The organism is Kribbella italica (genome assembly GCF_014205135.1).
Taxonomy (GTDB): Bacteria; Actinomycetota; Actinomycetes; order Propionibacteriales; family Kribbellaceae; genus Kribbella; species Kribbella italica.
Genome location: NZ_JACHMY010000001.1, coordinates 7896455 through 7913972, shown reverse-complemented (window position 1 = coordinate 7913972; position 17518 = coordinate 7896455). Strand labels below are relative to the sequence as shown.

Sequence of the window (17518 nt, the reverse complement as noted above, 5' to 3'; positions counted from 1 at the left end):
CGCCTGGATGGCGCCGACCGTGGCGTGTGGGCTGGCGCGGCATGCCGGAGGCCGATCGGCGGGGGGCGGACGGCGATCGGCGGGGGCGGGCGGCGTACGGGTCGGGAAGGGGTGGTGGCACCATGTGCCGGTGAGCAGCGCGGGCGCAACGTACCGGGAGACGGCTGAGGCCGCCTGGCAGTGGACGCTCGGGCAGGTGCGGTGGGCGGACGACGGGCCGTGGATTCCGACCAGTGGTGTGAGCGGTGCGGAGCCGCAGGTCCCGGACGACCGCGACGGGATGCACAGCGGGATCGCCGGGCTGGCTCACACGTTGGCGGAGATCCGGCTGAGCCGGCCGTGGACGGCCGCCGAGAGCGAGCTCGCTGATGGCATCGCCCACCGGCTGGTCCGGGGGATCCCGAGCAGCTCCGACATCACGTACTTCGACGGGCTGGTCAGCACGATCGGCGCGATGGTCGCGATCGGGCGGCTGGACGGCGTACGGGCTGCTGTTGCGCGGTTGCAGGAGCTCGCGGAGGACGACGGCTGGCCGCAGACGTTGATGCTGCCGCCGCGGTTCGCGCCGGGTGCGCGGATCCACGACATGACGCTCGGTACGGCGGGAGTGCTGCTCGGCGGCGTGTGGGCGGCACGGCACGGCGTCGACGCCGGGCGCGAGCTGGCCGAGCAGGCGGGCGGGATCCTGCTCAGCGAGATCGGCTTGGCCGGAGCCGGAGCCGGAGCCGGCGCTGGTGCGGGGGCCGGAGCTGGAGCCGACTTCGGCTGGCCGTTCGTGCCGCGGCGCTTTCGGGACGAGCCCGGCGCCGTGATGCCGAACCTGTCCCACGGCCTGGCCGGGATCGCGGCCACGCTCGCGTCCGGCGGCCTCGCGCTGGGCCGGCCTGACCTGGTCGCCGCCGCCACGACAGTTTCCGAGCAGCTGGTCCCCCTGGGCGGGACCGACGGCCGCGGCTTCGTCGTCCAGCGGTACATCCCGACGGAGATCAACGACGAGGACGAGTTCACCTACACGTGGTGCCACGGCGCATCAGGCACGTCGCTGGCCTTCGCCGCGCTGGACACCGCGGGAGTCGAGTCGGTCGCCGGCGCAGCGCCCGCGGAGTGGCGTGAGCGCTGCCTGTACAGCGTCCGTACGTCGGGCCTGCCCGCGCGACTCCACCCAGGCTTCTGGGACAACGACGGCCGCTGCTGCGGCACCGCCGGCGTCGGCGACATCCTCCTGGACTCCTGGCACCGCACGGGTTCTGCCGACGATCTGGCCTTCGCGACGCTGCTTGCCGACACCCTCGTCGAGCACGCCCTCCACGAGGGCGGCACGTACTGGCGCTTCACCGAGCACCGCAACGAGGACCCGCTCCTCCCACCAGCCGTCGGCTGGATGCAGGGCGCCGCGGGAATCGCGGCGTACCTGCTGCACACGGCCCGCGTGGTCGAGCAGGGTGCAGCGGCTGAGGCCCAGCCGCGGATGGACACCTGGTGGGCCACTCCCACCGACGCCCACCACTGATCAACGCCCTCAAGACCCGCCTGTTCGGGGTCGCTCACGCCTGAGCCATCGGTCGCCGACGAGGTTGATCAGTGGTGCATGTCGGCTAGCGGCGCCAGACCTCGGCGGTGGTGAGGAAAGCGGACGACCCCGGCCGGTCGTGCGAACCGTCGACCTGGACGAAGCCCGGGACGGAGGCGCCGCCGATGGAGACCGTGGCGGAGCGGACGGGGGCGATCACCAGGCTCAGGCTGTGCATGCCCTCGGCGAGCTGGAAGGTGTCGGTCGCGAACAGGCGCCGGTCGAGTACGCCGCCCATCTCGATCTGGATGTCGGCCGCCTTGGCGCTGAGGCCGTCGGCGAGGTTCATCGAGACCTGGACGAGGTCGCGTTCGACCGCCGGTTCGTGCCACGGCAGGCCCTGGACCTCGAGGAACGAGCGAACGAAGTACCGTTCCAGCCAGGCGGCGAGATCGACGTCCTCCGAGACCACGCGCACGATCCCGTCGAACCAGAGCACCACCGCCGTACCGGATCCGCGTACCGACCAGTCGACCATCCAGATCGACGCGTACGCGGTGACCTTCCCGTGCTCGTCGAACAGCCGCAGCCCCGGGTTCGCTCCCGCCAGGATGATCCGGCGGTTGGAGCTGTCAGCTGCCTTGGGCATGGGAGGACCTGTCGTCCGGGGAGGGCCGAAGACCCAGAGTGACCCACGGCAGGCTCACCGCGCAACGCGAACGCCCGAATCCTTGCCGGCTTCGTGGGAAGATCACCGTCTCCCCGCTCCGAGGAAGGTCCCCGATGCCGTCAGACGGTCCCACCCAGTGGACGACCACACTCCGTGAACACGGCCGCCTGGTCGTCGGCCCTGAGCGCACCCGTCTCACCCTCAGCCTCGTCGTCTCCGGCGGAATCCTCCTGGTCAACGGCACCCGCACCGTTGGCCACCTGTCGAGCGGCGCCGACTGGGACTTCTTCGCCTACCTCCGCACGATTCTCGCAGTCGGCGCGGCGATCGCACTGCTGATGATCCTCAACAACCTGCGCACCCGCCGCTGGACCCTCGTGGTCGACGGCACCGGCGTCACCCTCGGTCCGCAGCACCTCGTCTGGTCCGAGATCACCGGCGTCACGTCGGCCAAGGAACAGGTCACAGTGCAAGGCACCGAGGACCTCCGCATCACCAACAACACCGTCCGCGACCCCTCGGCCCTCGCCCTCTGGCTGACCACCGAACTCGAAACCCGCCACTAGCTCCCGTACGACGAACCGCCGCTCACTCCCGCGGTACGACGGCCCCTCGCCGTGGGACGATCGCCGTCTCCAACTCCCGGCCGCAGCTCGGCGTCCCGCGCAGTCGACGAGCCCGGAGCACCCTCTCCGAGGAGGTCCGGTCCTTGCCGCCCGACGGTCCCACCGAATGGACGACCACGCTCCGAGACACCGGCCGCCTGGTCATCCGCGCCCGCCGCTTCCCCATCCTGATGCTCGTCGTCTGGTCGGGTCTCCTGATCACCAACGGCACCAGCACCGTCGCCCGCCTCACCGGCGCAGAACCTTGGGGCGGCCTCGCGTACTTCCGGGCCGTCTTCGCCCTGGTCGCCTTGATCGTAGTCGCGGGCTTCCTGTTCTACCTGCTCACCGGCGCCTGGACCCTGACCATCGACGCCGAGGGCGTCACCCTCGGCCGCCGCCATCTCGCGTGGCCTGCCATCACCGCGATCTCAGCCACCGAGCAAGCAGTCACCGTCCACGGCGACGCCAACCTCCGCATCACCGGCAACACCCTGAAGGACCCGAAAGCCTTCGCCCGCTGGCTCACCACCGAACTGGAAACCCACCGCTGACTCCAGTACGACGACCCGCCGCGCACCCCGCCTCGGGCGCCCAATGGCAGCGGACCACGCTGGCCCGGATCTACCTGCGCGACGCCGGCACCGTACGAGGAACCTCGCCGGACCGGCGCTGCGGCCTGACGATCCGCTACGCCGCCGAAGGCACCCAGGCTCCCGTCCACCCGCCGCCCAAGCCACCCGGGCTCCCCGTCCACCCGCCGCTCGAGCTCTCTTCCGGCCGCCGCGATCTCAACCACCAGCGACCTGCCCGGCCGCATGCACGCCGACCTGTAGTACCGGCGTACTAGATCTTCTCCACCGGCGCATACCGCAGCAGCAGCCGCTTCACGCCCTCCGAGCCGAAGTCGATGTCCGCCTGCGCCTGCTGCCCCTCGCCGCGAACCACGACGACCGTGCCCATCCCGAAGCTGTCGTGGACCACCCGATCGCCCGGGTTCAGGTTGATGACCGGCTTGTCCGAGGCCGACGGCGTACGCCGGGCCGGCTCGTACCGGCTCGGGATCCCACCGCCGGCGCGGGTCCCCGTCCCCGACCAGCGGGTGATCGCGGACTCGTCGCGGCGCCAGTCGAGCAGCTCCGACGGGATCTCCTCCAGGAACCGCGACGGCGGGTTGTGCTGCGGCGCCCCGAACGCCGAACGCACCGCCGCGCGCGAGATCGACAGCCGCTGCCGCGCGCGCGTGATGCCGACGTACGCGAGCCGCCGTTCCTCCTCGAGCTCCTTCAGGTCGTTCAGCGACCGCGAGTGCGGGAAGACGCCGTCCTCCATCCCGGTCAGGAACACGACCGGGAACTCCAGGCCCTTCGCCGTGTGCAGCGTCATCAGCGTGACCACTCCACCGTCGTCGGCGGCATCCGGGATCTGGTCGGCGTCCGCGACCAGCGCGACCCGTTCGAGGAACGCCTGCAGGTCCGACGGCTCGGCCGCCGCGGTCTTCTCCTCGACGAACTCCCGCGCGACCGAGATGAACTCGTCCAGGTTCTCCACCCGGGTCTCGTCCTGCGGGTCCGGCGACTTCTGCAGCTCCTCGTAGTACCCGCTGCGATGCAGCGCGACGTCCAGGATGTCGTCCGGCGGCGCCCCCGAGTCGACCATCGCGGTCAGCTCGTCGAGGATGTCCACGAAGGCCTGGACGGCGTTGACGCTGCGCGACGCCATCGCCGGCGCGTCCTGCGCCCGCCGCATCGCCTGCGCGAACGAGATCCGGTCCCGCGCGGCCAGCGCCTCGATCGCCGCCTCGGCGCGGTCGCCGATGCCACGCTTGGGCACGTTCATGATCCGGCGCAGCGAGACGGTGTCCTCGGGATTGACCAGCACGCGCAGGTACGCGAGCGCGTCGCGGACCTCCTTGCGCTCGTAGAACCGGACGCCGCCGACCACCTTGTACGGATGGCCGGTGCGGATGAACACTTCCTCGAACACCCGCGACTGCGCGTTGGTCCGGTAGAACACCGCGACGTCGGACGGCTTCACCTTGTCGGCATCGGCCAGCCGGTCGATCTCGTCGGCGACGAACTGCGCCTCGTCGTGCTCGTTGTCGGCGACGTACACGGCGATCTGCTCGCCCTGGCCCTGGTCGGACCACAGGTTCTTCGCCATCCGGCCTTCGTTGCGGCTGATCACCGCGTTGGCCGCGGTCAGGATGGTCTGGGTGGAGCGGTAGTTCTGCTCCAGCAGGATCGTCTCGGCGCCGGTGAAGTCCTCCTCGAACGCGAGGATGTTGCGGATCGTGGCCCCGCGGAACGCGTAGATCGACTGGTCGGAGTCACCGACCACCATCAGCTCGGCCGGCGGCGCGGTCGGGCCGTTGGGCCCCGGCTCGTCCTCGCCGCAGAGCTCGCGGATCAGCGTGTACTGCGCGTGGTTGGTGTCCTGGTACTCGTCGACGAGCACGTGACGGAACCTTCGCCGGTAGTACTCCCGGACCTCCGGGAAGGCCTGCAGCAGGTTGACCGTCGTCATCAGCAGGTCGTCGAAGTCCAGCGCGTTGGCCTGCGCGAGCCGCTCCTGGTAGATCCGGTAGCACTCGGCGTATTTCTCCTCCAGGTGGTTCTCGGCCTTCGAGGCGGCCGACTCGTGGTCGACCAGCTCGTTCTTCTGGGTGGAGATCCAGTTCAGGACGGCGCGCGGGTTGTACTGCTTGACGTCGAGATCGAGCTCGCGGCAGACCAGCGTCATCAGCCGGCGCGAGTCGGTCGCGTCGTAGATCGAGAACGTCGACGAGATCCCGAACCGCTTGATGTCCCTTCTGAGAATCCGCACGCAGGAGCTGTGGAAGGTCGACACCCACATCAGCTTCGCCCGCGGGCCGACGAGGTCGACCACGCGCTCGCGCATCTCCGCGGCCGCCTTGTTGGTGAACGTGATCGCCAGGATCGCCCCCGGGTGCGCGTCCCGCGCCCCCAGCAGGTACGCGATCCGGCGCGTCAGCACGCGGGTCTTGCCCGACCCCGCACCGGCCACGACCAGCAGCGGTTTCCCCGCATGCACCACCGCGGCCCGCTGCTGAGGATTCAGCCCCTCCAGCAACGCCTCAGGGTCGGCCTTACCCTTCCTGGGCTGCTCGAGCGGCACCGGAAGCTCATCAGGAGAAAACAGCGTAGTCATCGCCCACCAGGGTAGGCGCTCCCTCCGACAGTCTCCGTACGGCGGTCCGTCCTACCCCTCGGATCCCCGAGGTCGTCGATCCGCTGAACGACCACCAGGAAGGCCTCCGCCTCCCCCACCTTCCCCGCGAACTCCGAAAATGCCACACCACCTGACCACTGCGCGGCAGTCTGTCAGGTGGTGTGGCTGATCCGGCCCGGCGGGGAGCCGGACGCTGCTCGGTTGTTCAGTACCAGCGCAGGTCGCGGCGGGTCGAGTTGCAGGCCTGGACGAAGGTTTGTTTGCCGTCGCCCAGGCAGCCGCCGGTGGCCTTGTTGATCAGCTGGATGGTGCCGTCGGACTGCCGGCTCGGCAGCCACTGCTGCCAGTTGCCGTTGTTGCAGCCGATCGCCCGGACGTCGTACGTGTTGCTGTAGTCCAGGCACAGGCCGGTCGCGACGTTGCGGAGTACCCGGTAGCTGCCGATGGAGCTGACGTTCCACTTCTGATCGGTCCGGGCGGTGCAGGCGTACGCGTTCACCATCCCGCCGGTCCCGGCCGGGTTGGTCAGACAGCGAGCGGTCTGCAGGTTCTTGAACGTCTGCGCCGCGGCCGGTACGGCGCTCGCCGGCTCCGGAGCCGGTACGGCGTGGGCCGGCGCACCGGCGGTGGTCGCCGCCAGCAGGCCGGCGGCGAGAACGGTGGTGGACAGCAGGGCGCGGGCGAGCGGTTTCGCCTGCCGGTGAACGGTCGTCATCACAGACCTCCGACGCTGTTGACGGTGAACGGCGCGTCCCAGATCGCCTGGTTGGCGCCGACGAGGTAGTTCCGGCCGGTGCAGTTCGCGTTGCTCCAGACCCGTTGCGTGCCGGTGGTCCGGTTGAAGAACGAGCGGCTGCCGAGGTACGCCGGATCGACCTCGACCACCCGGCAGGAACCGGAGGCCACCCGCGGAATGTGCTTCACGTGACGCTCCGGGGTGTAATTCTCCCGCGCCCAGAAGCAGGTGTAGCCACGCCAGGAGTCACCGCACTGGGTGATCGCCTCGGTGCCTGTCTGCGTCGCACCGGCCGGCACCGGTCCGGTCAGCAGCGAGACGCCCGTCACGACGGCCATCGACTGGGCGAGTAGTCGGAAAGGTGTTCTCATCACTGTCCCCCAAGGACGGCGGGCCGCACGGCCCGCGGCTGATCTGACGTCATCGATGATCGCGACGACCACTTTCAGATCGCTGTCAGGCGATGCGGCCCTGGCCGGGTGCCCAGAAGGGGTACTCCGGCCGGCGTGTTGGCTGAGAGCAGAGTTGCTTGCAGCAGAAAAGCTGGGGTACGGCGTACCGGCCCGGTCATGGTGGACGCATGGCTGATGACAACAAACCACCCATGTTCGGGGAGCAGGCCCGGATGCAACTGTTGCGGCGGCGGGTCGTCGTGATGGACGGGCCGCTCGACGACGACAACGGGACCTTGATCGCGACGCAGTTGCTGACGTTGGCGGCGGAGGACCCGGAGACCGACATCGCGTTGTGGATCCACTCGCCGGGTGGGTCGGTGCCGTCGATGCTGGCGATCCGGGACGTGATGCGGCTGGTGCCGTGCGACGTGGCGACGGTGGCCCTCGGACTCGCCTGCAGCGCGGGGCAGTTCCTGCTGTCGGCGGGCGCCAAGGGAAAGCGGTACGCGCTGCCGAACGCGCGGGTGCTGATGCACCAGGGGTCGGCGGGGATCGGCGGGTCGGCGGTGGAGATCGAGATCCAGGCCAACGACCTGCGGCACATCCGCGACACCGTGCTCGGGCTGATCGCGGAAGACACCGGGCAGCCGGTGGAGACCGTGTACGAGGACTCCCTGCACGACCACTGGTACACGGCGCGCGAAGCGGTGGAGTTCGGCTTCATCGACCAGCTGGTCGACTCGTTCGACCAGGTCATCCCCCTGCGGACGGAGACGGCCCGATGAGCAGCTACATGATTCCCAACGTGATCACCCAGAGCGCGCGCGGCGAGCGGATCATGGACGTCTACTCGCACCTGCTGTCCGAGCGCATCATCTATCTCGGCACCGGCATCGACGCCGGCGTCGCCAACGCGATGATCGCGCAGCTGCTGCACCTGGAGGCGGACCGGCCGGAGCAGCCGATCAACCTCTACATCAACTGCGAGGGCGGCGACATGACCGCGATGCTCGCGATCTACGACACGATGCAGTACATCAGTTCGCCGGTCTCGACGTTCTGCATCGGCCAGGCGATCGCCGCCGGCGCCGTCCTGCTCGCGGCCGGCGAACCGGGTCAGCGCGCGGTGGTGCCGCACGCGCGCGTCGTACTGCACCAGCCGGCCGCACGCGGTCAGGGCACGATCCCCGACCTGATCCTGCAGGCCGACGAGGTCGTCCGCGTGCGGGCGGAGGTCGAGGCGATCCTTTCGACGCACACTGGGCAGTCGATCGAGCAGCTTCGGCACGACACGGACCGCGACCACGTGCTCCGGGCCGAGGCGGCGCGCGACTACGGGATCGTCGACACGGTGATCCAGCACCGGCGCGCGCTGGCGACCTTCGCGAGCTGAGCGACCTGCCGAAACTCCCAGTACGCCGGCCGACCGCGCGGCCGGCGTACTGGGCTCCGCCGTCAAGCAGGCCGTTGCTTGAAGGTTCTCCTAAAGTGGTCGGGTGAACGTACCCGCGGCAAACCCCCGTCCGGACCACGAGCTCGAGCGCGTACTGGTGATCGCCGCGCACCCGGACGACATCGACTTCGCCGCGGCCGGTGCCGTCGCGACCTGGACGAAGGCCGGGATCGAGGTGCACTACTGCCTGGTCACCGACGGCCAGGCCGGTGGCTTCGAGCCGGACCGCGACCGCGCCGAGATGCCCGCCGTACGCCGGGCCGAGCAGACCGCCGCGGCCGCGCACGTCGGGGTCGACCAGCTGCACTTCCTCGGGTACGCCGACGGCGAGGTCGAGCCGAGTCTCGCCTTGGTCCGCGACATCGTCCGCATCACCCGCAAGGTCCGACCGCAGCGCCTGGTCAGCTCCTCACCGGAGCGCAACTGGTCCAGGCTCCCGGTCTCGCACCCCGATCACCTGGCGACCGGCGAGGCGACCGTCCGCGCGTTCTTCCCCGCGATCGGCAACCCGTACGCGTTCCCCGACCTCGACGAGCCGGCCTGGGACGTCGACGAACTGTGGCTGATGGAACACCCCGAGACCAACCACCACGTCGACATCACCGACGTGATGAACCAGAAGTTCGCCGCCCTGGAGTCCCACCACAGCCAGCACCGCGACCCGACCCACCTGTTCGCCCGAGTCCGCGACCACCTCGCCCGCAACGCCACCACCGCCGGCCTCCCCGACGGCCACTACGCCGAACTCTTCACCGTCATCCGCCTCTAGTGCGGAAGGCGCCCAGAGGGCCGCCGCCCGGCCCTAGGTCGCAGCGCGGGGTTAAGCGTTTGCAGCAGAGCGCTGGAGGCGTGAGGCTCCTCGCATGACGAATCATTTCGAGGTGGTGGGCGACGGGCCCACGGTGTTGCTGGTGCATGCGGGGGTGGCGGATTCGCGGATGTGGGGGCCGCAGGTCGAGGATCTGGGGCGGGATCATCGGGTGGTGACGGTCGACCTGCGCGGGTACGGCGAGACGCCGCTCGCCGCCGGGGCGGCGTACTCGGACGCGGGGGATCTGCTGGAGCTGCTCGACTCGCTCCAGGCAGAAGGCGAGCCGGTGGCTGTGGTCGGGGCGTCGTACGGCGGGAACGTCGTACTGCAGGCGGTCAGTCGGGCGCCGGAGCGGTTCAGCCGGGTGGTGCTGCTGGCGCCGCCGGTTGACGGGGTGGAGCCGACTCCTGACATCGGCGCGTTCTGGGACGAGGAGGAAGCGCTGCTGGAGAAGGGCGATGTCGACGCGGCGACGGCGCTGAACGTGGAGACCTGGCTCGGGCCGGAAGCTGACGACACAGCGAAAGAGCTGGTGTTCGCGATGCAGAAGCGGGCCTTCGAGGTGCAGCTGGCGGCGGGGGACGTGGAGAACGAGGAGTACGAGGTCACGCCGGACAAGATCACGATGCCGGTGAAGCTGTTCGTCGGGGCGCACGACCTCGAGTTCTTCAGGGCGGGCGCCGAGCACCTGGCCGGTCAGCTGCCGGACGTCGAGCTCACCGAGCTGGACTGGGCGGGACACCTGCCGACGATGGAGCGGCCGGAAGAAGGCGTCGCTCTCGTGCGCGAGGCGCTCACCAAGTAGCAGCGAAAGGCCCCGGACCACCAAGGGTCCGGGGCCGAAAGCATCATGAAGCTCAGTCCGCGAGCGCGCCCATCGGGTCCCACGCGGGCAGCACGATCGGCGCCTCGTCGAAGGCCGCCTGCAACGCCGCGGGCAGCGCCGAGCGCCGTACGGCGATCTCGAACACGTGCTCGCCGAACCACGAGTCGTTCATCGTCCAGAAGCCGCTGTCGGCCTTCTCGTCGCCCCAGCTGTTCTCGACCCGCCAGCGCCGCGGCGCGCCGTCGACCACGTCGACGCCGGTGAACAGCATCGCGTGCGTCATCAGCGTCTCGTGGTGCAGCAGCCGCTCGGCCTTGTCGAGCGTGAACGACGTGTCGTACACGGCCTCGTAGTCGTACAGCGCCGCGTCCCAGAACCCGAGGTCGGCCGACATCTGCTTGCCGACGTCGCAGCCGAACCAGACCGGCTCGCCGCCGACGATCGCGTCCTGGGCGAGCTGCTTCATCAGGTCGATCTCGACGTTCAGGTAGACCACCGGCGGCGCGTCGATCACGTTGCCGAGGTAGTCGACGGTGAACGTCTTGCCGGTCGGGCTGGACTCGCGCGGGTCGTGCACGATGCAGACGTAGTCGTCGACCGGGAGCGTCACGTACGACGCCGCGAACTCGGCCGGGGTGGTCCAGCCGTCGCGGTGGAACGTCTTGTCGCTGTCCTTCCACTGCCACAGGAACTTCTGCGGCGGCGTCCCGAGGTGGATGCTCAGCACGCGGTGGATGGTGGTCAGCAGCTCCCGCTTGTGCGCGCGCTGCGCCTCGACGTCGTCGAGCTTGCGCAGGTCGCGCGCGCCCTGGCGGAGCAGCCTGCGCAGGGTGTCGTTGAGCTGGGCGGTCGACGACGAGCTCTCGGTCTCCGGCATCGCGGTCTTCGGCACCAGGCCGTGCTTGCGGACCAGCGCGACGAACATGTTCCACTGGCCGCCGTCGCCGATCGGGTCCGACAGCAGGTGCGCGACGGTCCGGTCGTCGACGTCGCGGCCGGTGGTCTCGATCGCCGCTTCCAGGAAGAAGTTGGCGCGCTCGAACTTGTCCCAGAACAGCAGGTAGTTCTGGGAGAACTCGAAGTCCTTCACGCCGAGCTTCTCGGCGGTGTCGGCCCGGAGCAGGTTCAGGCCCGCGAACAACCAGCAGCGGCCGCTCTTCTTCTGGTTGGTCACCTTCCAGTCGTCCAGCAGGTTCGACACCGAGTGGTCGATCGAGGTGACGACCTGGCGATCCAGGGCGATCTTGGCGACCGGCGTTTCCGTGACGGCGTTCTGCATCACCCGGTACTGCGGGTTCGACGCGAACTCCTTCTCGAAGAGCGCCAGCTGTTCGGCAGTGAGATTCCGCTCCATAACCAACGACGGTATCTCAGCCCCGAAGCCCCTCGCTCCTCCGCCGGGGTGGCGCATGTGTGCCCTGTCCGGAACCCGCCAGCCCCGTCCCATTGGTCGGCACGGCGTCCTGCGGCAGAGTCCGTACGCCGCACTGCCGCACAGCCAGGCCGGCGTCGTACGGCGTACTCGGCGGACAGCTCAGACCAGGCGGCGGTCGGTGGCCCAGCGGGTGAGTTCGTGGCGGTTGGACAGCTGCAGCTTGCGCAGGACCGAGGAGACGTGGGTCTCGACGGTCTTCACCGAGATGAACAGCTCGCGGGCGACCTCCTTGTACGCGTACCCGCGGGCGATCAGCCGCAGCACCTCGCGCTCGCGCTGCGAGAGCCGGTCGAGGTCCTCGTCGACCGACGCGATGTCGATCGCGCCGGAGAACGCGTCCAGCACGAACCCGGCCAGGCGCGGCGAGAACACCGCGTCGCCGTCGGCGACCCGGCCGATCGCGTCGACCAGCTCGGTGCCGCTGATGTTCTTGGTGACGTACCCGCGCGCGCCGGCGCGAATGACCCCGATCACGTCCTCGGCCGCGTCCGAGACCGACAGCGCCAGGAACTTGATCTCCGGGTGCCGCTGGTGCACCTGCTTCATCACCTCGGTGCCACCGCCGCCGGGCAGGTGGACGTCGAGCAGGACGACGTCCGGCTCGTTCGCCACGATCGCCTTGACCGCGCTGTCCACGTCGGCGCCCTCGCCGACGATCTCCACCGCGGTGCCGATCTCGCTGCGGACTCCGGCCCGGAACATGTCGTGGTCGTCGATGACGACCACCCGTCGTTGACTCATCTGTCCATCTCCAGTCGCACTTCGGTGCCTGTTTCCGGGCTCGACCGCACCGTCGCGCGGCCGCCGTGCCGTTCCATTCTCCCCATCACACTGTGCCGCAGACCGAGCCGGTCCTCCGGTACGCCGTCGGTGTCGAACCCCTTGCCGCGGTCCCGGACGAAGATCTCCGCCCGGTCGCCGTCGACCTCGACGAACACGTCGATCTTGTCCGCGCCGGAGTGCTTGGCCGCGTTGACCATCGACTCCCGCGCCGCGCGCACCATCGCCGACAGCCCCTCGGTCAGGTCGCAGTCGCCGACCGTGACCACCTCGACCGGTACGCCGTGCGAGTCCTCGACCTCGGCCGCGGCACGTTTCGCGGCACCGGCCAGGGTCTTGTCGGTCTGGTCGTCCTCGTCGTACAGCCACGCCCGCAGCTCACGCTCCTGGGAGCGGGCCAGCCGCGTCACCGCCTTCGGGTCCGCCGCCTGCTTCTGGATCAGCGCCAGCGTCTGCAGCACCGAGTCGTGCAGGTGCGCGGCCATGTCGGCGCGTTCCTGCGACCGGATCCGCTCGCCGCGCTCGGCGTTCAGGTCGCGGCTCAGCCGGTGCACCCACGGGCCGGCGATGACGCCGAGGCCGACGACCGCGAGCAGCAGCGCGACCAGGACGTCGCCGACCTGCGAGAGGCGGCCGTTCTGGACGAGGAACACCGTGATCGCCGTACCGAGCAGGATCACGCCCACGACGACGCGGACGATCGACTTCATCCCGCCGCCCTTGCCGAGCAGGTTGCCGAGCGTCGGCGCCTTGTTCGTCCAGGCGGCCTTCTGCGTCTCGTCGGCCTGCCGCCAGATCAGCGCGAGACCGGTCCCGGCGAAGACCAGCGGCCAGAACATCTTGCCCGCGATCCCGAGTCCGGCGGCCTGCAGGAGCAGCAGGACGCCGGCCGAGACGACCACGATCGCGATCAGCTGGCCGCGGTTCTTCTCGCGGCGCCGGGTCCGCGCCTCGGTGACCGGCGGCGGAGGAACGTCGGAGCGCAGGTTCTGCCGGGTGTGCGCCGCCAGCCCCGGCGCGGCCGGGACGGTCGGAGCCGCCAGCGGCATCAGGAACCACAGCGCCGCATAGATCAGTACGCCGAACCCGCCGAACACCGTCGCCCCGATGAACACGAGCCGCACCGCGATGTCCGGAACGCCCAGGTGATCGGCGATCCCGCCCGCGACCCCGCTGACGACCCGCCCCTCGAACCGCCGGTAGGCGCGCCGTACCGGCGGCGGCTCCGGAGCGGGACCGGGCTGCCCGTACGGCGGACCGCCGGGCTGACCCAGCCGGCCCGCACCAGGCGGCCCGTACCCCGGCTGACCCGGCCGGCCGGCGCCAGGCATCCCGTACGCCGCACTGCTGGCCGGACCGCCGTGCCAGTGCCGGTACTGCTCAGGCCCTCCGGGCGCTGCCTGCTGGCCGGCCCCGGCGGACTGGTTCTGCCCGTGCGGCGACCCGGCGGGGCCTCCTGCACTGGAGGATCCGCCGGGGGGCGCGGCTGCGGCTGGTTGGCTCATCACCACGATCGTCACATGCGGACCGGGCCGACACCAGCAGGCTTGTCCCCGGACGCCACCTCAGCGCGGGCCCCCCGCGGTCAGGGTCGGATCGGGGACAACCCGGAGTCTCCGCCTGGGATCCGCGCCGACCGGCAAGTTCCAGGGGTCGGCAGAGGGGGATCCCCGATGTCGCCGGGGCCCGGCGCGAGACACTATCGGTGTCATGGAGCAGAACCAGAGCGGCTTCGATCGCACCCAGCTGCGCGACGTGCAGAGCTGGCGACGGAGCAGAAGCGACCGGATGGTGTCCGGCGTCTGCGGCGGCGTGGCCCGCGCGCTGAACGTCGACCCGGTGCTGGTCCGTGTCCTGATGGCCGTCCTGGTGCTCGCCGGCCCGGGCATCCTGTTCTACGCCGCCGGCTGGATCCTGCTGCCCGACGAGGGCTCGGACCGGGCCCCGGTCGAGGGCCTGCTCGGCAACCGCGTCCGCCCCGACCACCCGTGGCTGTGGCCGGTCGTCCTCGGGATCTGCGTGTTCCTGGCGATCGCGGTGATGTCGTCCTTCGACGTCGGCAAGCTGATCCCAGGGCCGCTGGTGGTCCTCGTACTGATCGTGCTGTTCCTCTTCAAGCGCAAGCCGAAGAAGGGCGGCGGTGCGCACTGGTCGCCGGCGAACCTGCACGGCCGCCCGCAGGACGCCAGGCTCCCGCAGCCCGGCACCCCGCCGTACGCCCAGAACCAGCAGACCACGCAGTACGTCGCTCCCCAGAACAGCCCGCCACCTCCCCCGGCGGGCATGTCGTCCTCGGCCACCCGGCGACCACAGGACCGCACCGTCGAATCGGTCCAGCCGGTGTGGACCGAGGACGACCCCCTGGGCCTGTACGTCGACGAGCCGCCCACCACCACCTACACCCCGGTGCCGACGCGGCCCGCCGAGCCGCCGGTCAAGGGCATGCGTGGGGTGAAGCCCGCCGTCCTCGCGCTGACCGGCCTGGCGATCGCGATCGCCTGGATCGCCGGTTCGTCGACCCCGACGATGCTCGCGATCGGCCTCGCGACGCTCGGCGCCGGGATGCTGATCGGCGGGTTCCTCGGCCGCACGATGGCGCTGCTCCCGCTCGGCCTCCTGCTCGCGGTCGGCGTCGCGGCCGCCACGATCTTCCCGAGCGTGCCGCGCGACTTCAAGGACGTCAACGTGGTCGCGACACCGGACCAGCCGATCACCGCGACCAGCAACAACTACACGTTCGACGCCGGGTCGGTGCACGTCGACATGACCAAGTCGACGTTCGCTCCCGGTGCGCACATCACGATCGACGGCGGCCTCGGCGAGGTCGTGCTGAAGCTGCCGGCCAACGTGGACGTCACCGGTACGCTGAGCGCGCAGGCCGGCGAGGTGATCGGCCTGGGCGGGCAGCGCGAAGGCGGCCACGAGGCCAAGGTCGTGCTGAACGACCTCGGCGCCGACGGCAAGGCCGGACCGCAGAAGGTCGTCATCGACGCCCAGCTCAAACTCGGCAGCATCACGGTGGAGCGCGGATGAGGAAGACGAAGGCGGACGTCCCCGGCGTCATCACCGGCACCGTCCTGACCGGCGCCGCGACCATCTACCTGCTCAACGAGGAAGGCCTCGTCCAGACCGACGACCTCGGCCTGACCGCCGCAATCCTCCTGGTCGTCGCCGGCGCGGTAGGCCTGGCCGCCTCCCGCCGCAGTTAACGCTTTGCGGTTCGGCAGTTCACGCTTCTAGGATTCCGGTGTGTCCACGCCCGAGGCCGACAGAGGCTAGCCACCGACTGTTCGGTGGCTGATCGTTCGCCCGCACCGCAGCCGGTGCGGGCTTCAGCCTGTTCCGGGCCGTCGGCGATGTGTGTTCCCGCGCGGCAGCTCTGCCGCGTCCATCGCTCTCGTGGTCGTGGAGTCCTCGATGCCCTTGCTCTTCAATCTGCCCAGCCTGCTGTACCTGCTCGCCCTGGCCGTGTTCGCCCAGGCGACCTCCGAATTCATGCTCTCCGGGCTCACCCCGGAGATCGCCACCGATCTCGCCGTCTCGATCCCTACCGCGGGCTGGCTCACGTCGGCGTTCGCGCTCGGCATGGTCGTCGGCGCGCCGACGATCGCCGTGCTCGGCCGTCGCTGGCCGCGGCGCCTCACGCTGCTGGTGACCCTGACGGTCTTCCTGCTCGCCCATGTCGTCGGTGCGCTGGCCGACGACTTCACTCTGCTGCTGATCACGCGCCTGGTCGCGGCGCTGGCCAACGCGGGGTTCCTTGCTGTCGCACTGGCGACCGCGTCCACGCTGGTCGAAGCGAAGGGCCGCGCGACCGCCGTACTGCTGGCCGGTACGACGCTCGCCTGCATCGCCGGCGTACCGGCCGGGGCCTGGCTCGGGCAGCACCTCGGCTGGCGCTCGGCGTTCTGGGCCGTCGCGCTGATCTGCCTGCCCGCGCTGGTCGCGATCTTCCGGTCGATCCCGAGCGACCGGATCACGCCGTACGACGACGCACCGGCCGACGCGACGCAACCTCCCGTCGCGCGCCTTCGCCCGAGCGCGCGGCTCGTCGTACTCCTCGCGCTCGGGGCCTTGGTGAACGGGGCAACCTTCTGCACGTTCACCTACCTCGCCCCGATCCTCACCGAGGTCACCGGCCTCGATCGCTCCTGGATCCCGGCGTTGCTGATGCTGTTCGGCCTGGGCTCCTTCGCGGGCGTCACCCTCGCCGGCCGGTACGCCGACCGCCAGGCGCACGGCGTACTGGCCGCTGCGGGGGTCGCGCTCCTGCTGGGCTGGTGCCTGTTCGCCTCGACCGCCCAGTTGACGGCCGCCGCTGTCGCGCTCGTCTTCGTTCAGGGTCTGCTGTCGTTCGCGGTCGGATCGACGCTGATCTCGCTCGCCCTGTACGCCGGCGCGGAGTCGCCCGTACTGGCCGGCGGCCTGGCCACGGCCGCGCTCAACGTGGGCGCCGTACTGGGCCCTGTTGCGGGCGGTATCGGCATCACCTTGACCGGTGACCGAGCGCCCCTGTGGTGCAGCGCGATCCTGGTCGCCGCGGCGTTGCTGACGGCGCTCGTCACGTCGACGCGCACCACCGTCCAACCCCGTCCGGATGGCCCGGCCGACGCTCTTCCAGGCGTGGGCGGCGGGGAGAACACACCGTTGGACGGTGGTGCACGTCGGACACCGGTCCGGCGTACCGAGGCAGGTTCGGCTAGTCTGGTGGACCGCTCGGCACGGCCGCACTCCGGCTGACGGGCACCGGAGGGACCCGAGTACGCGGGTCCCGTTGAGGGTCACGGGAGTTTCCAATGGTGCGCGGCACCGTGAAGTGGTTCAACGCCGACAAGGGCTACGGGTTCTTGGCGGTCGACGGGCAGGACGACGTGTTCGTCCACTGGAGCCGGATCGTCTCCGACGGGTACAAGACCCTCGAGGACGGCCAGCAGGTCGAGTTCGAGGTCGTCGACGGCCCCAAGGGCCGCGAGGCCGACACGGTCACCCCGGTCTGACCCTGGCCAACCTCTCCCCCTGCCCCGGCTAGCGTCCGAAGAATCTCGCTGCGTCCGAAGAACCGAGCCCTATAGCCTCGGGTTCTTCGGACGCAAGCGGGTTCTTCG

The 17518-nt window shown here is 70.2% G+C and carries 17 protein-coding genes and 1 pseudogene; 11 read left to right on the top strand and 7 right to left on the bottom strand.

The window, feature by feature from the left end:
• The first annotated feature begins 130 nt into the window (after nt 1-130).
• A complete protein-coding gene (locus tag HDA39_RS37125; protein ID WP_202893235.1) occupies nt 131-1510 on the top strand; it encodes a lanthionine synthetase LanC family protein in 1380 nt (459 codons plus the stop codon).
• Nucleotides 1511-1595: 85 nt separating this feature from the next.
• On the opposite strand, the gene HDA39_RS37120 is transcribed toward HDA39_RS37125, so the two are convergent.
• Nucleotides 1596-2159: a hypothetical protein gene (locus HDA39_RS37120; RefSeq protein ID WP_184803335.1), complete on the bottom strand. Its 564-nt coding sequence runs from the start codon at nt 2157-2159 to the stop codon at nt 1596-1598.
• A gap of 134 nt (nt 2160-2293) precedes the next feature.
• Here HDA39_RS37120 and HDA39_RS37115 point away from each other — a divergent pair, with 134 nt between their 5' ends.
• Nucleotides 2294-2746, top strand: coding sequence for a hypothetical protein (locus HDA39_RS37115; protein ID WP_184803333.1), 453 nt, complete (start codon nt 2294-2296; stop codon nt 2744-2746).
• A 143-nt stretch (nt 2747-2889) separates the two neighbouring features.
• Nucleotides 2890-3339 (top strand): hypothetical protein, encoded by a 450-nt coding sequence (locus HDA39_RS37110; protein WP_184803331.1) that lies wholly within the window; start codon nt 2890-2892, stop codon nt 3337-3339.
• 292 nt (nt 3340-3631) lie between these two features.
• On the opposite strand, the gene pcrA is transcribed toward HDA39_RS37110, so the two are convergent.
• The 3 genes from pcrA to HDA39_RS37095 all read right to left on the bottom strand — a co-directional run bounded on the left by pcrA (nt 3632) and on the right by HDA39_RS37095 (nt 7084).
• A complete protein-coding gene (gene pcrA / locus HDA39_RS37105) occupies nt 3632-5956 on the bottom strand; it encodes a DNA helicase PcrA (RefSeq protein WP_184803329.1) in 2325 nt (774 codons plus the stop codon).
• 226 nt (nt 5957-6182) lie between these two features.
• Complete coding sequence (locus HDA39_RS37100; RefSeq protein WP_184803327.1) at nt 6183-6692, bottom strand: RICIN domain-containing protein; 510 nt, start codon at nt 6690-6692, stop codon at nt 6183-6185.
• Complete coding sequence (locus tag HDA39_RS37095; protein ID WP_184803326.1) at nt 6692-7084, bottom strand: peptidase inhibitor family I36 protein; 393 nt, start codon at nt 7082-7084, stop codon at nt 6692-6694. The genes HDA39_RS37100 and HDA39_RS37095 overlap by 1 nt, the downstream gene beginning before the upstream one ends.
• A gap of 209 nt (nt 7085-7293) precedes the next feature.
• Between HDA39_RS37095 and HDA39_RS37090 the strand changes: the two genes are divergently transcribed.
• The 4 genes from HDA39_RS37090 (at nt 7294) to HDA39_RS37075 (ending at nt 10177) form a co-directional block, all read left to right on the top strand.
• Nucleotides 7294-7893 (top strand): ClpP family protease, encoded by a 600-nt coding sequence (locus HDA39_RS37090; RefSeq protein WP_184803323.1) that lies wholly within the window; start codon nt 7294-7296, stop codon nt 7891-7893.
• On the top strand, nt 7890-8501 hold the full coding sequence (locus HDA39_RS37085) for a ClpP family protease (RefSeq protein WP_184803320.1): 612 nt from the start codon (nt 7890-7892) through the stop codon (nt 8499-8501). Before HDA39_RS37090 ends, HDA39_RS37085 begins: the two co-directional genes overlap by 4 nt.
• 103 nt (nt 8502-8604) lie before the next feature.
• Entirely contained in the window at nt 8605-9330 is a 726-nt protein-coding gene (locus tag HDA39_RS37080; RefSeq protein WP_184803318.1) for a PIG-L family deacetylase, read from the top strand.
• A gap of 94 nt (nt 9331-9424) precedes the next feature.
• Nucleotides 9425-10177, top strand: coding sequence for an alpha/beta fold hydrolase (locus tag HDA39_RS37075; RefSeq protein ID WP_184803315.1), 753 nt, complete (start codon nt 9425-9427; stop codon nt 10175-10177).
• 52 nt (nt 10178-10229) lie between these two features.
• On the opposite strand, the gene HDA39_RS37070 is transcribed toward HDA39_RS37075, so the two are convergent.
• The 3 genes from HDA39_RS37070 to HDA39_RS37060 form a co-directional block, all read right to left on the bottom strand.
• Complete coding sequence (locus tag HDA39_RS37070) at nt 10230-11552, bottom strand: C1 family peptidase (protein ID WP_184803313.1); 1323 nt, start codon at nt 11550-11552, stop codon at nt 10230-10232.
• 180 nt (nt 11553-11732) lie between these two features.
• Nucleotides 11733-12374: a response regulator gene (locus HDA39_RS37065; RefSeq protein WP_184803311.1), complete on the bottom strand. Its 642-nt coding sequence runs from the start codon at nt 12372-12374 to the stop codon at nt 11733-11735.
• Nucleotides 12371-13918, bottom strand: coding sequence for an ATP-binding protein (locus tag HDA39_RS37060; protein ID WP_184803308.1), 1548 nt, complete (start codon nt 13916-13918; stop codon nt 12371-12373). Before HDA39_RS37060 ends, HDA39_RS37065 begins: the two co-directional genes overlap by 4 nt.
• A gap of 205 nt (nt 13919-14123) precedes the next feature.
• Here HDA39_RS37060 and HDA39_RS37055 point away from each other — a divergent pair, with 205 nt between their 5' ends.
• The 4 genes and pseudogenes from HDA39_RS37055 (at nt 14124) to HDA39_RS37040 (ending at nt 17410) form a co-directional block, all read left to right on the top strand.
• Nucleotides 14124-15446, top strand: a complete 1323-nt coding sequence (locus tag HDA39_RS37055; protein ID WP_184803306.1) for a PspC domain-containing protein — start codon at nt 14124-14126, stop codon at nt 15444-15446.
• Nucleotides 15443-15622 (top strand): hypothetical protein, encoded by a 180-nt coding sequence (locus HDA39_RS37050; protein WP_184803304.1) that lies wholly within the window; start codon nt 15443-15445, stop codon nt 15620-15622. Before HDA39_RS37055 ends, HDA39_RS37050 begins: the two co-directional genes overlap by 4 nt.
• Nucleotides 15623-15848: 226 nt before the next feature.
• A pseudogene (locus HDA39_RS37045) lies at nt 15849-17027 on the top strand (Cmx/CmrA family chloramphenicol efflux MFS transporter); the annotation flags it as partial.
• Between the two features lie 182 nt (nt 17028-17209).
• Complete coding sequence (locus HDA39_RS37040; RefSeq protein ID WP_184803302.1) at nt 17210-17410, top strand: cold shock domain-containing protein; 201 nt, start codon at nt 17210-17212, stop codon at nt 17408-17410.
• Nucleotides 17411-17518 lie beyond the last annotated feature (108 nt).

Coding starts and splice junctions, on each gene's coding strand:
- HDA39_RS37040 (WP_184803302.1), top strand. CDS start 17,210: ATGGTGCGCGGCACCGTGAAGTGGTTCAACGCCGACAAGGGCTACGGG.
- HDA39_RS37075 (WP_184803315.1), top strand. CDS start 9,425: ATGACGAATCATTTCGAGGTGGTGGGCGACGGGCCCACGGTGTTGCTG.
- HDA39_RS37090 (WP_184803323.1), top strand. CDS start 7,294: ATGGCTGATGACAACAAACCACCCATGTTCGGGGAGCAGGCCCGGATG.
- HDA39_RS37065 (WP_184803311.1), bottom strand. CDS start 12,374: ATGAGTCAACGACGGGTGGTCGTCATCGACGACCACGACATGTTCCGG.
- HDA39_RS37070 (WP_184803313.1), bottom strand. CDS start 11,552: ATGGAGCGGAATCTCACTGCCGAACAGCTGGCGCTCTTCGAGAAGGAG.
- HDA39_RS37095 (WP_184803326.1), bottom strand. CDS start 7,084: ATGAGAACACCTTTCCGACTACTCGCCCAGTCGATGGCCGTCGTGACG.
- HDA39_RS37115 (WP_184803333.1), top strand. CDS start 2,294: ATGCCGTCAGACGGTCCCACCCAGTGGACGACCACACTCCGTGAACAC.
- HDA39_RS37100 (WP_184803327.1), bottom strand. CDS start 6,692: ATGACGACCGTTCACCGGCAGGCGAAACCGCTCGCCCGCGCCCTGCTG.
- HDA39_RS37060 (WP_184803308.1), bottom strand. CDS start 13,918: ATGAGCCAACCAGCCGCAGCCGCGCCCCCCGGCGGATCCTCCAGTGCA.
- HDA39_RS37120 (WP_184803335.1), bottom strand. CDS start 2,159: ATGCCCAAGGCAGCTGACAGCTCCAACCGCCGGATCATCCTGGCGGGA.
- HDA39_RS37050 (WP_184803304.1), top strand. CDS start 15,443: ATGAGGAAGACGAAGGCGGACGTCCCCGGCGTCATCACCGGCACCGTC.
- HDA39_RS37085 (WP_184803320.1), top strand. CDS start 7,890: ATGAGCAGCTACATGATTCCCAACGTGATCACCCAGAGCGCGCGCGGC.
- HDA39_RS37055 (WP_184803306.1), top strand. CDS start 14,124: ATGGAGCAGAACCAGAGCGGCTTCGATCGCACCCAGCTGCGCGACGTG.
- pcrA (WP_184803329.1), bottom strand. CDS start 5,956: ATGACTACGCTGTTTTCTCCTGATGAGCTTCCGGTGCCGCTCGAGCAG.